The sequence below is a fragment of the Culturomica massiliensis genome, from assembly GCF_900091655.1.
Lineage (GTDB): Bacteria > Bacteroidota > Bacteroidia > Bacteroidales > Marinifilaceae > Culturomica > Culturomica massiliensis.
On record NZ_LT594620.1, the window covers coordinates 112,087 to 125,907 of the forward strand.

Below are 13,821 nucleotides of genomic sequence, written 5' to 3' on the forward strand. Positions count from 1 at the left end.
TAGGATGAAATAACATGTATTTTTGTATTATAATATTTTTTTGACAAAAATCAAGTTCCGTTGGCAGAATATTTTAAACCACACTGTTTTATTGTAATCCTTTCACGTACTTTATGCATTTATCCCGTTCCTGAAGATAACTTATTTCCTGTGGGTTATGAGTGAAAAAGCGGTCCAGGTAATCGTCGATGTTTTCAGTAATGAGAATGTCCGGCTGATCCATATAAGGATCGGTTGTTCCTCCTGTTACATCCGTTGAAAAGGCTATTTTATAAACAATTTTTGAATGTGGCAGGACAAAAACAATCCCCGGGAAGGTGTATCCCGAGATCATGGCACCGGGTTCCCCGATAATTGTAAATTTTTTCTTGTTTTGTTTTGCGGCTGAAATAAAAGCTGATGCGGCTGAATAGGTATAGCGGCCCTGTAAGATATAAATGTGTCCGTCAAACCCGACGCTGTTACTGTCGGGGAGAATGGTCCTGTCGCGGCTTACAGTCATCTTATTACCTTGTATTTCAATTTCTCCGAAGTTTGCAATTGCATTTTTCAGATTTTCACGATGGTTCATCTCCACCCGGTAGGTATATTGAAAAGGAGTTTTCAGTAAATGGCTTAAAATTTTTTTCCACACATTGTCATCCCCACCGCCGTTTAGCCGTATATCGAAAATTACCTTTTTGATTTTCGGATGATATATTTCCTTAATTTGGTTCACATACCACCCGTAACTCATCATCATGGGCATCCGGATATACAGTATATCATTTTCCAGAAGGGTAACCAAAGGTGTTCGGGGTAAACCGTATTTTATTTTTTCTACTCCGGGGATTTGTGTCCGTGTGTCAATAGGTGTTTTTTTATCGCCGATGGTAAAAATACAGGTTTCATATCCGGCCGGAGGCAAAGAGGTTAGCAGCATATCGCTGTATAGCTTTTTATGAATGGGATCCCAACCTGTATAATACAGTTTGGGAAACAGGTTGTTTACAAAAGTATCGATAGGAGTCCCATTTACTGCTGTGACTTCTTCACCGGATTTTATAGATATACCGTTTACGGTAAAAGGACTTGTGACATAATATTTCCCGTCAGCATATTTAAAAAAGATATTGCTCTTGTTTTTTTGGTAGATACGGTCAGCAACGACAGAGGCATAGTAGTCGGCATACAGGGTATCGCCTAATTCTGCATTACTTACCTCTTTTAAATAATTATATGTCGATGTAACATTCCATTTGAGAGCGTCTTTTCCGCAAAAATTGGAATGTCCGTCATATAAAATATTTAGTCCGTGTCTCACTAAAACGGCAAATTCTTCCGGGGTCGTTTCGGAAGTTATTTCCTGTTGCAGGGCTTTTAAATGATCACGGACCGAGATTCCCATGCGTTTTTCTACAAGCGGAATAAATACAGCATAATCATTTATTGTTTTTTGCAGGAATTCAAAATCTTCCAGCATCTGTACTTTTGTTAGCTTTACCGGTTGCACGGCCAGTACAGTGCAACTCCATAAGACGAAATATAAGAAGCAAAGTTTCATAAGCGATGATTATAATTGTAATACAGTTTTATGAACTCAGTCCTGTTTTTTATACACTACAAATAGAATATCACCGGATCATCGGTCTTTATTATTCTCATATTCTTGAATGCATTCTCCGGACTATAGAAAGGATTGATAAACTCCTGTCAATTACTTTGCTTCTCCGGTGGCGAATGTTCAGGAATAAAAATGTTATCTAACGGGCATGTGTGCTAAAATTAGTAATTTAATTTAAATTATCAATAATTCAGATTACATTCTATTAAACTTTCTGTGGATTGAAATAATTGAAAAATGCCGGTTTCATGGAATGAAAGATCGCATTTTAATTACTGACCGTATTGCTTTATCCTTTTAGTATATCGATTCTATGCTGTATTTATATACTTTTTGCAATCGGTTTTTGACGAATAACGAACAATATGCTTTTATGTGTGAATCTCACGTGAACACCTTGTCTGGATATAAAGGGAAGGCAGAGTTTTATGGGGTATTTTGATGTTATTTCTTCCGAAAATGTCAAATTATTCGGTATGCTTCAAAGGCGGTTACGCCTTTGAAGCATATTTGTCTGTATACCCTGTTGTGAATGAAGAATAAAAAAATATAGGTACACAAGGATTATGATGATTGTATCTTTATAGGTTTTCAAGCGGCTTTAGTACGGTTATTTCATCGTCCTCGTCCGGGAATTTTTCAACTACGACCATCCTGTCCTTTGTCAGTTCATGTATGACAGCCCGGGTATTTTCCCAATTGTCGTTCCAATTGCCCCACGAGTAATAGAATTCATTTTCATTGTTTCCTTTCCACTTCCACTGGGCAAGTCCTACTCCGTCAACAAAATCATCATTGTATACGAGATATGTTCCTGCCTGACTGAATATAACAATAATACCTTCTTCTGTAATACTGCCATCCAGACCATCGACTGGCTCACCTGTACTGATCCAGGTACGGCATAGTAATTCTGTTTTTGTTGTATTGGCTACTTCCGGCTGCTTTGAAGCTGAAACATTGACAGCGTCCGAACTATTATTTAATGTCAGTGTAAAATTGATCGCGTTTGAAGAAATATCAGTAACGGTTAATTTACCGAAATCTGACATTATTATTACATTGTCTTTGATCGTGTAAGTACCGAAAGTAACCGTATTGTTATCCTCCGATCTTACTTCGGATTTTGCTACAACAATGTAATTACCGCTTTTATTAAACTCAAATGATTCATAATTACTTTGGCTGCTTACATTCCATTTGGCACTAATCGTTTCTGAAGTTACATCATCTTTATCACCTCCGTTGTCACTGCTGCATGCTGAAAATAAAAACAGAAGACCTGTCAAAAAAGCTAATAATGTTTTTTTCATTTTAAATAGTTATGTTACTGTCTGTCCCCGACAGTTCGTAATAATGAATAAAAAACGTGGGACAATGTTTCTATCTGCTTTTTGAAATCTTAGATGTTTTGGGTCTGCCAGCCGGAATAAAACCTATAGGTGAATAGGAGTATTTACGCTTTATTTTACACACCATGAAGTTATTTAAGTTTCCAGAAGCCGGTAAAAACTAACGTTTTTTATATGTAATATCCTGTAAATAATTATTGCAGGGATGAATTTTAATATTAAATACGATATATTCTACAACGTAATCCTTGATTGATTGTGCAAATATAATTATTTTATATATATATAAAAAAGTGTTAATACTGTCTGTTAAAAATATAAATGTCACCGATATGACATACGGTGGTTTTATTTTAAAGCAATCTGTTTTTTGCTGTCTTTGACGAAATTATAACTGTGAAAAAAATCCCGTAGAATTAGAGTTCTACGGGATTTTTTGATTCTCAGCGGAGAGAGAGGCATCGTAACGACCTGCCTAACCGCTTGTATATCAATATTTCAAAACTCTGAAATTAAACTGTCACCGAGTTTGTAAGTTCCGGTTTGCTGCGGAATTCAACGCATTTCATTTAGACAAATGTAACATAAATCAATAGAATATCTAAATATTTTTATTAGTTTTTAATATTCTATTTATATTTGTACTCTTAACTTACAATCAAATAATGCTATGGAAATTGCATCTATAATTATATCTCTCTTAGCACTAATTATTGCGGGATTTACTTTATGGTATACTTATAAAGCAAGAATTGATGCTAAAATACAAACAACTGAACTTAGTAAACAGAATGAAATTCTGAAAGCAAAGAATAGAATAGATATTTTACCTGAATTATATATAAAAAACATTGGTACATATTCAGTGCGTATAGAAGATTTTTTAAAATTTGATATAAATAATAAGGGGGAAAATGCAACACTTTTATCAATCAATGTGTTATCACAGAATTTAAAAATTATTTCATCTCCTTTTCCTTTAGATTTGAATAAAGGAGAACAAATATACTTGCATTTTATTTATACCCGTAATCAATATATTGAAGCAGACGAATATTATTTAGAGTTGATTTGGAAGGATAAAGCAAATAATAAATATAAATCATTGATAAAAGGTAATATCAAAAATTTGAGAATAGTTGAGTCAAATCCCATTGATTGAATAAATATCAACCAATACCCCTCTACATACAATGTTAGATAATATTTCTACAAGGGAAATTGCGTTATTATGTTGGTTAAGTATTTTGTTGCTTTATCTTATTTTCAACAAATCAGTAAAACAATCTTCCATAAAGGTTTTAAAGGCATTCTTTGCAAAAAAATTATTTACTGCTTTTATTATTCTAATACTATATACTTCAGGGATAATCTATATTCTTTATAAAATAGGAATATGGGACTATACTTTAATTAAAGATTCATGCTTTTGGTTGTTTTTCTCCGGCTTAATATTATTTGTAAATATTAAGCAAATAGAAGATGCAAGTTATTTTAAAAGAATAATATTGAATAATGTTAAAGCTATAGTTATAATTGAGTATTTGGTAAATTTTTACACTTTCAATCTTATTCTTGAACTGATATTTTTACCTCTATTTACTTTTTTAATAGCATTGCAATGTTACGCTAATAATTCATTAGAACCGACACCAACTAATATAAAGGTTAGAACTTTTCTGAATACTATTTTGAGTATATTTGGTATTTCTATTTTAGGCTTTACTATTTATAAGACAATTACTGAATACGATGTATTACTAACAATGGGGAGTTTAAAATCATTCTTACTTCCTTTCTTACTTCCTATTTTTACTTTACCCTATTTTTATTTTTTAGCTTTATATGCAGAATATGAATCGACTTTTATTACCATTAATCAGTTCTTTAAAGGTAGAGACAGAAAAGTGATCCGATTATTAAAATGGCGGATTATATTTTTAGCAAATGTAAGATTTTTCCGGCTAAAAGAAATAGAAAATAATTTAGGATTAGCACCTTGCCCTGGAAATGACATAAAAGATTATATCAAAAAAATTACTACAACAATACCCAAAACTGCATCTTCTAAATCTAAAATTAAAATAGAATTATTTAATCATGCTGATAAAGTTAAAAATGCTCTTTCACAAAATGGTATTGGCAAATTAGGAAAATGGAGTATTTATGAAGAAGATTTTTTTTCAGTATCTACCTATTATTTATACCCAACAGAAGTGGGAGTTATCCCTAATACAATGATGTATAATTTATGTGGTAAAATCGATCATATTGAAAAAATAGAATTAATCTTAAACCTTAATAATTTTGCAAATATTGAAACAACAAAAAATAAATTCAGGGAAATTGCAGAACTTACTTTTTCATGTTTATTATTAAATATCCCTAAAGGATTAATTCAGGCGATAATAGATGGCAAAAATTTTGAAGATGCAAATAACATTTTCATAACTACTTTGAAAATGGAAAAATATGCAACAATGTACACGTGGACATTGGGCATTATCACTAAATGATTCTCATCATTTAAAATCTTATTTCAAAATTTCATTCCTTTTCTTTTCCCGTGTTCCTCCTTTGAAGTTTGTTTTGGCTTAACTCCTACCATTTGTAAAAACTCCTTGCGCTTATTCCTGAACCACTCAGAATCACTAATCCCGTCAATCATCAGCCGGAGTTTTCCCCGTTCTTCGGGGGCGTGTTCTACTTTAGCGGTGGAGTTTTCCGTGTTAAAATGCCTGTTAAATTCAGGAGAGCGAAGAGAGCCGGAAAAGGTGATGGGCTTTCTGTGTGTTAATTCCTTTATCATATCTTTACCAAACCCGATAAAACGGCATAGTTCTTCGATTTTAAGCCATTCCTTGATTATAGGGAAAAGATAGTATATCTTATCTAATGTCTCGTTCAATTTGTCGGTTTCCTCTTTGTGATCTTTCTCCATTTTCTGAATATGATTGTTTAGTTGGCTGATTTCTTTTTTCAGATCGTTGTTTTCATTTGTGAGGGCTTTTATTTCCTGCTCCTTTTGCGTTATCTCCTTGTTATCAAATAATGAATTAAAACGTTTAACTGCTTTTGTCGTGGTGCTGACAACTGCGTTTTTTAATTCTCCGGTTTTAATATCCCCTTTGATTCGTGAAAGTTCCTTTTCTGCCTGTTCCCGTTGCTCTGTCAGGTTTTTAATGTCTGCTTGAATACTTTCAGACTGATTTAATAAATCACGGTAATATTGTGAGTTAGTGATATGCTTTGCTTCTGATCCGTCAATTCCTCTTTTTAGTCCATATGCTTGCATACTTTGGGCGTATGTGTCCTGATAGGCTTTCAGGTTTACACGTGTCATCACATCATCGGCACAAAGACGGTTTCCGGTGGTGTCTTTCTTTTTATATTTCCGTTTTCCGTCGGGCTGTTCTGTTTTGGCTTTTCTTCTTTCACCCGTAAGAATCGGTATTAAGGTAGCGTGTATATGGGGTGTTGTTTCATCCATGTGCAGGACTGCGGAAACAACGTTTTCCTTTCCGAAAGTATCACGTAACCATTTCAGATTATCGTTACACCATTCATCAAGTTTGCCCTCTGCCTGGATGCGTTTCATATCTTCGGGGCTGCCTGTCAGTAATGCACGGATTGCCGAACCTGATTCTTTCCGATTTTTCGTTTCAAGTTTGCGGTGTCAAGTCGGTGTTGTATGGCTTCTGTCCGGCTTTGCACTCTTTCGGGAAATCGGATAAGTTCCCGATTCAGGTGGGTGCGTGATTGGTCGGCGTTTTGGGGAGAGATTGTGCGTTCAATATGTGCAGACATACCGGAATCTGTGCCGGATGCCTTTTCTAAATGTAGTACGACGTATCCCATGTGTGACGGTTTTAGGTTAGTGATTCCAACGGTATCGGAGATGCCGGAGGGGATTCCAAAGGGGTTTACCCCTGTGGCTTATTGGGGCATTTTTAGCGGGAGTGAAACGAAGCGTAAAGAAAATGCCCTAATAAGCTATGGCATTTTTGAAATGCCAATCTGCGGAACGTAAAGTAGGTAAAGGGTAAATACAGATTCAGATAGTTTTTAAGCGGTTTTGTCTGGTAAAATGATAATATAAAAAGGCGTTTAATCAATGGTTTCATATTTATATCTGCTAAAAGTGAAACCACAAAATAAATAAGAAATATTCTTTGATTATCAAATAGTTATCTTGGATATGTGCTTGTGCTGTATATTGCTCTGATTTGCTTCCATGATACAAATGTACTTTTACGGATATGTACTTACGTAGATACGTAAACTTTTATAAAGGTATTCACTCTGATATGTGAATGAGGTGAGTGAGTGAATGAAGTGGGTGAGTGAGTGAAGTAATTATATGGATAGGTGGGTTAGATGGATTGAATTTATATTAGGATAAGTTTGTATAGTGAGTTTAGTTTGTATAGTATTTTCAGTATGTGCTTTGCGACTAATGCTACCTAATCGGAGACAGTTGCTACCATACTTTTATAATTACAATTTTTTCACTATATATTTACATCGACATTCAAAATATGTATAATTAAAACAACACCAAAATGGAAATTATTGCTATTGAAAAGAGAACACTTGAAACCGTTGAAAGAGCCTTTGAGCGTTTTATTGTCCGTATGGATGAACTATGCACAGGGCATAAAAAACAGTTATCTAAATGGCTGGATAACGAAGACGTGTGCCGGCTTCTGAATATCAGTAAGCGTACCCTGCAAACTTACCGTGATAACGGTACATTGCCCTATTCACAAATCAATCACAAGATGTTTTACAAGACTTCGGATATTGAAGCATTGTTAGGGCATCCTATAGATAAAGCAGCATAAACTTAAAAACAGAATAATATGGAAATGATTACAAAAGACAATCTGAAAGTTATTGCTTTCCTGAAAACCTTAGACCGGATAGTTGATAAGGTGGAGCAGATAACAGTTAATTGCCGTCCGGCATTGAATGGGGAAAAATATTTGACTGACCGGGAAGTTTCAAAACGGTTAAGGATTAGCCGGAGGGCTTTACAGGATTACCGGAATCAAGGGAAAATACCTTATCTGTACCTTGGTGGAAAAGTTTTATATAGAGAATCTGACCTTGAAAAAGTATTGGAAAAAGCCTATTATAAAGTAAGATAATAAAATACCCCCTATGTTTCAATATACTTTATTTTGTAAAGTTTAAGGACTTTCTTACTTTTGTAGGCAAAGAATAAAGGGCACAAAAAGAGTTTGTACCCCATATTGTGAAAGTTGTCTTAAATCTTGCTTCGGAAAATCGCCAAAATCCACACCTGCGAGATAGACAATGGTTTCACGCATGATAAGCGTGGACTATTGATTCTATTTGCAGGTAAGGCGTTTGGCGATGCCCCCGAAGTGGATAGGTCAATATGTTCACGCTGCTGTTTTATTAAATACTAAACTAAAAAACTAACTTATGAATTATCAGTGCCAATCTTTTTTAAGTATTTTTCAGGAAAGAAATCCCGAATTGAACAATCAAAAATTTCAGCAAGTTTATTTAAGTGATTCAAATTATATTTGGACGGACATTTATTACTTTCTACCTGACCAACGAAACCTGAGCCAAAACCCAAACTATCGTTAAGTTCTGCTTGTGTCATATTGAGTTCTTTGCGTTTCTTTCTTACTTGTGCTATAACGTATTTTTCAATAGGTGTTTTTTCCTTTTTCTGTTTTTTCTTCTTTTCCATAAGATGTTTATTTTGATAAAGAAACAACCTATTCATACGATATAAAACGAGTTATTGCTCGTGAAAAACTCTGAAAACACTTGATTTTATTGAGAATATTGCACTTTTTACCGAGTTATAACAAAATTTATTAACACAAAATAATACAATCATATTATGAAGACATTAAATATCAATACGTCACAATCTGATGTTAGCCCCGAAGAATTTGATATGGTTATGATGAGTTTTGATTTTATCCGTTATAATCCCGATATAACAAACGAACGTTTACCGGACATTTTACTAAAGTTTTGGTCTATTCCTGATTTTGGTGTAAAATCAACATATAAATCTACCGATTCTCAGGCTCTTGTATTTATGTTTATTTTGCGATTCTACTTTGATTCATCCGAAGAAGTAGAAAAAGCGTTGGATTCTTTTCAATTTAGCCAGCTTTTTTACCGTTTTCAGGTTGTACTTGCCGCTACGGCATATAGCCGGAAATATCACATTCCGATAAAACCGTTCAAGATATTTGATGTAAAAGAGTATATTTTGCCACAACTTGAAAAGCCAAGTCAATTAATAAGGGAATACGAGAGAATTACAAAAGCCTGAAAAGAATAAGAAAAGTCTTTAAATAGCGAGTTCGTTAGTGGGTGGGAGAAATTGTTGGAAAAGCCGGAAATAACTCGACAGAGTTATTCTGACTTTTTCAATGATTTTGTGGGAGTTCGGAGAGTTTCCGAGCTCCTTAATTAAGCTCAGGACAACTCTCCGAACGACGGATTAAACGGGCTTTATTCCTGCATAGAGAATTTTGCATTTACATTTGTCATATCACGCATAATGCTCTTATCTAAAACTCTTGCATAGTGGCGGGTCATTTTTGTATCTGAATGACCCAACATTTTAGCTACGTTTTCAATTGTCACCCCATTAGCTAGGCACACGGATGTTGCGTATGAATGTCTGCCCGTATGCGTCCTGAGTTCCTTTTCTATACCACAAATATCCGCTATCTCTTTTAAATAAGCGTTCATTTTCTGATTGCAGGGAACAGGTAACAGAGTACCGTTTTTTATGCAATTAGGATGATTTTTGTATTTTTCTAATATTATGTTTCGGAATGTCAAGCAATGGGATATTGCACATATTATTTGTCTTTTGCCTGCTCTTACGAATCCATAAAGCCCCGTTGTTATCCGTTGCAAGATGTTCCTGCTTTAATCCTTTCACGTCCGAAAAAGCCAAACCCGTATAACAACAGAATATAAATGTATCCCTGACTACTGCCAACCGTTCAATTTTAATTGGTTTTTCCATAATCTTCTTTATCTCGTGGTCTTCTAAAAAATCGGGCTCCACTTCATCCAAATGAAAACGGATATTTGCAAACGGGTCTTTCCTGATCCATTCATTTGCCAATGCAATACGGATGATTTTTTTGAAATTCTTTAAATATTTGGTTGCTGTATTGTGGCAACAATTCCGTTTTGTTTTCAGAAAAAACTCATAGTCGACAATAAATTTATGGTTTACTTTTCCAACGAAACATCATCTTTACCAAAACTATTCCGAATAAACTCCTGCGTATGGCGGTAACAGGTTTCATAACGTTCTACGGTTGCGGGTGACATATCTTTTCCGGCTAACATGGTGCACCGTTCGTCATGGTCTTTAAACACTTTAAGAAGCGTCATTTGTGACTTTTCATCCTTACCCTGATACTTCTCGATGATTCCCTTTGCAGTAATCCGTACACCGTCAAATTCCATTTCCCGATAGATTTTCATAACCTTTAGTTTAATGGTGTCTAAAGTGTTATTCAATTCTTCGGATTTCTCGTCTGTGCCTAACGTCCTGCCTGTGGGAGCGTGCCACAAATCAGGATTCACTTTCAGGTTCACTGACGTTTCTGTCCGTAAACCGTTCACCGTTACCCTTAATAAAACAGGTACTTCACCGTTTTTAGATACTCTCGTTTTCTTGATAAAAAACAGGATTTTAAAGGTCTTTCTTTCCATACTTTTTTAGTTGTTTTGAGGTTGATAAAAGTATGAAATGGGATTGAATTTAGCGTTATGCAATTTATAGCAATTCTCTGTATAAAAACGACTTACATATAAATCGGTGACATTTTTCAGATTGTGGGAGTGTCCCCGATTTTGTCCGTGAATGTCCCCGAATTCTGCTATTTTTTGCCTTTTTGCCGGAAAGAAAAAATCCTGTAAACGTTTAATTTACAGGATTTTGCTTGCTTTTGCTTTGATTCTTAGCGGAGAGAGAGGGATTCGAACCCCCGGAAGCTCTCACTTCAACGGTTTTCAAGACCGCCGCGATCGACCACTCTGCCATCTCTCCAAAAGCGATGCAAATATAGATGGAATTTTGATATTATCAAAAGAATGGTGTTTTTTTTAGAAAAATATTTTAATATTTTTCGGGTTTCAGTATTCGGTTGAGGACGAAGAAGCCGCAGATACCGGCAAATACCGAACCGGAAATGATGCCTAATTTGGCTTGGTTCAGGAGGTTGTTACCGATGTCCGGGATTCCGGAGTATGACAGGTTGGCGATGAACAGGGATACGGTGAATCCGATGCCTCCGAGCAGGGATACACCGAAAAGGATTTTGTTGTTCATGCGTTCAGGCATACTGAGTAGACCGGTTTTGATGGCCAGCCAGGTGAAGGTGAATATACCGATCAGTTTTCCGAATACCAGTGCAAAGAATACGGTTAGGGTTACTCCTTCGACAGATGCGAGGCTGAAACCTTCGAAAGAGATGCTGGCATTGGCAAAGGCAAAAAGAGGCATGACAATGTAATTGACCAGCGGGTGCAGGTTGTCGTCGAGGGATTGCAGGGGGCTGATGGCTTTGTCGGAAGCCGCTTCGATGTGTTTGAGTATAGAGAGTTCGGAATTGGTCAGAATACGGTTATGGTGCATGTCCTGCCCCGGCAGACTTTCGAGGCTTCTGCGGATGTCGGCCGTGTAGTGCGACAGGTCGAGTTTGGGACGTGCCGGGACGGTAAAAGCTACGATAACTCCCGCAATGGTGGGGTGTATTCCGGAATTCAGGAAAAGATACCATACGATGATACCGAAGAAGATATAGAATAATTTGCTGGAGATGCCCCAGCGTCCTCCGATATAAAGAACGGCGATAAAGAGCAGGGACCACAGCAGGTATTCGGGTACCAATTGGCTGCTGTAAAATACTCCGATAACGATGATACCGCCGATGTCGTCTACTACGGCAAAAGCTGTCAGGAATATTTTTAAACTCAACGGTACTTTTTTCCCCAATAAGGAAAGGACGCCCAGGGAAAATGCGATGTCTGTCGCCATTGGGATTGCAGCTCCTTTGGCTGCGGCTCCGGCAGGGCTAAACAGTAAGAACAGAAGTACCGGGATAATCATTCCACCGCAAGCTGCTACAACCGGAAGCATGGCTTTCCGGGGAGAAGAGAGCTCGCCGACCAGAACTTCCCGTTTGATTTCCAAACCTACAGAAAAGAAAAAGACGGCCATTAAGGCATCGTTGATTAAGGCCAGAAAGCTCATGTTGTTGCCGTGGCTATGGAAAAGACTGAAATTACCGAATTGGAGTACGACTTCCTGGGCGAATAAAGAATTATAATGTTCTCTAAAAGGTGAATTGGCAATGATCATGGCAATGAGGGCTACAAAGAGTAAAATGGCTCCACCGTTGATCTTGGTTTCAATGAAACGCCGTATCGGAGATTTGAAGAGATCTTTATTCATCTTTGGGAAGTGTTAATTAATGTTGTAAAAGTAGGAAAATATTTCTGAGAGAAGGGAGGTGTTTGGCGTTTTTCTTGATTTAATTGTTGTCTTACGGGAAGATTAACCAGCTGTTGGGGTATTTATACAATAATTCCGGAATTTAATTTCCGTTTAAATTCCGTCGGTGTACCCCTTGTTTTAAAACAGAGTTATAGATTTTTATAATATTCTTTATACCATTGTGCAAACCGGGTAATGCCTTCTTCGAGGGAAGTCGTCGGTTTATAATGAAAATCACGTTCCAATTTACGGGTATCGGCCCAGGTTTGGTAGACATCGCCGGGCTGCATGCCGACATATTCTTTTTGAGCTTCTTTGCCTAAGTTTCGTTCCAGGATGTGGATAAAATCCATCAGTTGCATGGAGGAACCGTGCCCGATGTTGTATATGACTGCGGGGATACCGGCCGTGTCTTCGCTTGCCTGTTCCGGATGCTCTGTAATTTTGACAATACCTTCAATGATGTCGTCGATGTAGGTGAAGTCGCGGGCCAGTTTTCCGTTGTTAAAAATCCGGATGGGACGGTTGGCAGCAATGGATCCGGCGAATAAGATGGGTGCCATATCCGGACGTCCGTAAGGTCCGTATACCGTGAAGAAACGAAGGCCGATGGTGTGGATTTTGTATAAGTGAGAATAGGTATAGGCCATCAGTTCGTTACTTTTTTTAGTAGCGGCGTATATGCTTACGGGGTGATCGACTTGTTCAGCCTCGTTGAACGGTACATTTTGTGAATTGCCATATACCGAAGAGGAAGAGGCATAGATCAGGCGAGGGCAATTGTGGTTGCGACAGCCTTCAAGCAGGTTCAGGAAACCGCAGATATTGCTTTGGATGTAAGCTTCCGGATTCTTCAGACTGTAGCGGACTCCTGCCTGGGCTGCCAGATTAATCATACAGTCGAAATGATTGTTGGCCAGGATTTCGTTCAATTGTGTTTTGTCGCACAGATCCATCTGCCGGAATATATAGCCCGGTAATGTCACAGATCGTATTTCCCGGCCGTATTGAGGCTGAGAGATGCCGCATTTTTCCAACCGGGCTTTTTTGAGATTGATATCATAATAATCGTTGATGGAATCAATACCGTAAACCCGGTGTCCGCGAGAAGTCAACGCTTCTGTCAGGAATGAACCGATAAATCCTGCTGTTCCTGTAATGAAGATGTACATATTTGAATCTGAACGAAGTTTTCAATCATTTAAAACTCGGACAAAGTTAGGATTATTTTTGATTTCCGATTTTCGATTTATGATTTGTTTTGTTGTTGCTGTTGTAAAAAAATCGTGTATTACTAAGTAGTGTAAGAATAAAAAATAAGTGGCCGAGATTCCGGCCACTTA

11 protein-coding genes, 1 tRNA gene and 1 pseudogene are annotated in these 13,821 nt (G+C 36.9%); 5 read left to right on the forward strand and 8 right to left on the reverse strand.

The features are described 5' to 3' along the window. Nucleotides 1–88: 88 nt before the first annotated feature. The gene (locus BN8908_RS00885; RefSeq protein ID WP_082989190.1) at nucleotides 89–1,543 is read right to left on the reverse strand and encodes a S41 family peptidase; all 1,455 of its coding nucleotides are present in this window, start codon (nucleotides 1,541–1,543) and stop codon (nucleotides 89–91) included. Between the two features lie 641 nt (nucleotides 1,544–2,184). Then, nucleotides 2,185–2,916, reverse strand: coding sequence for a hypothetical protein (locus tag BN8908_RS00890; protein WP_068688443.1), 732 nt, complete (start codon nucleotides 2,914–2,916; stop codon nucleotides 2,185–2,187). Nucleotides 2,917–3,625: 709 nt separating this feature from the next. Between BN8908_RS00890 and BN8908_RS00895 the strand changes: the two genes are divergently transcribed. Together BN8908_RS00895 and BN8908_RS00900 are read left to right on the forward strand one after the other, a co-directional pair. After that, nucleotides 3,626–4,117, forward strand: a complete 492-nt coding sequence (locus BN8908_RS00895) for a hypothetical protein (protein ID WP_068688445.1) — start codon at nucleotides 3,626–3,628, stop codon at nucleotides 4,115–4,117. 31 nt (nucleotides 4,118–4,148) lie between these two features. Then, complete coding sequence (locus BN8908_RS00900) at nucleotides 4,149–5,471, forward strand: hypothetical protein (RefSeq protein ID WP_068688447.1); 1,323 nt, start codon at nucleotides 4,149–4,151, stop codon at nucleotides 5,469–5,471. A gap of 23 nt (nucleotides 5,472–5,494) precedes the next feature. Here the strand turns inward: BN8908_RS00900 and mobV are convergent, their stop codons facing one another. Next, nucleotides 5,495–6,586, reverse strand: coding sequence for a MobV family relaxase (mobV, locus tag BN8908_RS00905; protein ID WP_316245203.1), 1,092 nt, complete (start codon nucleotides 6,584–6,586; stop codon nucleotides 5,495–5,497). A gap of 931 nt (nucleotides 6,587–7,517) precedes the next feature. Between mobV and BN8908_RS00910 the strand changes: the two genes are divergently transcribed. Both BN8908_RS00910 and BN8908_RS00915 read left to right on the forward strand, forming a co-directional pair. Beyond that, nucleotides 7,518–7,799, forward strand: a complete 282-nt coding sequence (locus tag BN8908_RS00910) for a helix-turn-helix domain-containing protein (protein WP_068688450.1) — start codon at nucleotides 7,518–7,520, stop codon at nucleotides 7,797–7,799. 18 nt (nucleotides 7,800–7,817) lie between these two features. Beyond that, nucleotides 7,818–8,105 carry a helix-turn-helix domain-containing protein gene (locus BN8908_RS00915; protein WP_068688452.1) on the forward strand — a complete coding sequence of 96 codons (288 nt, stop codon included), beginning with the start codon at nucleotides 7,818–7,820 and terminating at the stop codon, nucleotides 8,103–8,105. 299 nt (nucleotides 8,106–8,404) lie between these two features. Here BN8908_RS00915 and BN8908_RS00920 read toward each other — a convergent pair whose 3' ends face one another. After that, entirely contained in the window at nucleotides 8,405–8,683 is a 279-nt protein-coding gene (locus tag BN8908_RS00920; protein WP_068688454.1) for a helix-turn-helix domain-containing protein, read from the reverse strand. A 156-nt stretch (nucleotides 8,684–8,839) separates the two neighbouring features. Between BN8908_RS00920 and BN8908_RS00925 the strand changes: the two genes are divergently transcribed. Beyond that, nucleotides 8,840–9,283, forward strand: a complete 444-nt coding sequence (locus BN8908_RS00925; RefSeq protein WP_068688456.1) for a hypothetical protein — start codon at nucleotides 8,840–8,842, stop codon at nucleotides 9,281–9,283. A gap of 182 nt (nucleotides 9,284–9,465) precedes the next feature. Here BN8908_RS00925 and BN8908_RS00930 read toward each other — a convergent pair. The 4 genes and pseudogenes from BN8908_RS00930 to BN8908_RS00945 all read right to left on the reverse strand — a co-directional run bounded on the left by BN8908_RS00930 (nucleotide 9,466) and on the right by BN8908_RS00945 (nucleotide 13,650). Beyond that, nucleotides 9,466–10,692, reverse strand: a pseudogene (locus BN8908_RS00930) (site-specific integrase). Nucleotides 10,693–10,944: 252 nt separating this feature from the next. Beyond that, nucleotides 10,945–11,029: transfer RNA gene (locus tag BN8908_RS00935), tRNA-Ser, on the reverse strand. 69 nt (nucleotides 11,030–11,098) lie between these two features. Then, a complete protein-coding gene (gene nhaA, locus BN8908_RS00940; protein WP_021986788.1) occupies nucleotides 11,099–12,436 on the reverse strand; it encodes a Na+/H+ antiporter NhaA in 1,338 nt (445 codons plus the stop codon). A 191-nt stretch (nucleotides 12,437–12,627) separates the two neighbouring features. After that, the gene (locus BN8908_RS00945) at nucleotides 12,628–13,650 is read right to left on the reverse strand and encodes a GDP-mannose 4,6-dehydratase (RefSeq protein WP_068688458.1); all 1,023 of its coding nucleotides are present in this window, start codon (nucleotides 13,648–13,650) and stop codon (nucleotides 12,628–12,630) included. Nucleotides 13,651–13,821: the final 171 nt, after the last annotated feature.

Coding starts and splice junctions, on each gene's coding strand:
- BN8908_RS00945 (WP_068688458.1), bottom strand. CDS start 13,650: ATGTACATCTTCATTACAGGAACAGCAGGATTTATCGGTTCATTCCTG.
- nhaA (WP_021986788.1), bottom strand. CDS start 12,436: ATGAATAAAGATCTCTTCAAATCTCCGATACGGCGTTTCATTGAAACC.
- BN8908_RS00910 (WP_068688450.1), top strand. CDS start 7,518: ATGGAAATTATTGCTATTGAAAAGAGAACACTTGAAACCGTTGAAAGA.
- BN8908_RS00925 (WP_068688456.1), top strand. CDS start 8,840: ATGAAGACATTAAATATCAATACGTCACAATCTGATGTTAGCCCCGAA.
- BN8908_RS00895 (WP_068688445.1), top strand. CDS start 3,626: ATGGAAATTGCATCTATAATTATATCTCTCTTAGCACTAATTATTGCG.
- BN8908_RS00900 (WP_068688447.1), top strand. CDS start 4,149: ATGTTAGATAATATTTCTACAAGGGAAATTGCGTTATTATGTTGGTTA.
- BN8908_RS00920 (WP_068688454.1), bottom strand. CDS start 8,683: ATGGAAAAGAAGAAAAAACAGAAAAAGGAAAAAACACCTATTGAAAAA.
- BN8908_RS00885 (WP_082989190.1), bottom strand. CDS start 1,543: ATGAAACTTTGCTTCTTATATTTCGTCTTATGGAGTTGCACTGTACTG.
- BN8908_RS00890 (WP_068688443.1), bottom strand. CDS start 2,916: ATGAAAAAAACATTATTAGCTTTTTTGACAGGTCTTCTGTTTTTATTT.
- BN8908_RS00915 (WP_068688452.1), top strand. CDS start 7,818: ATGGAAATGATTACAAAAGACAATCTGAAAGTTATTGCTTTCCTGAAA.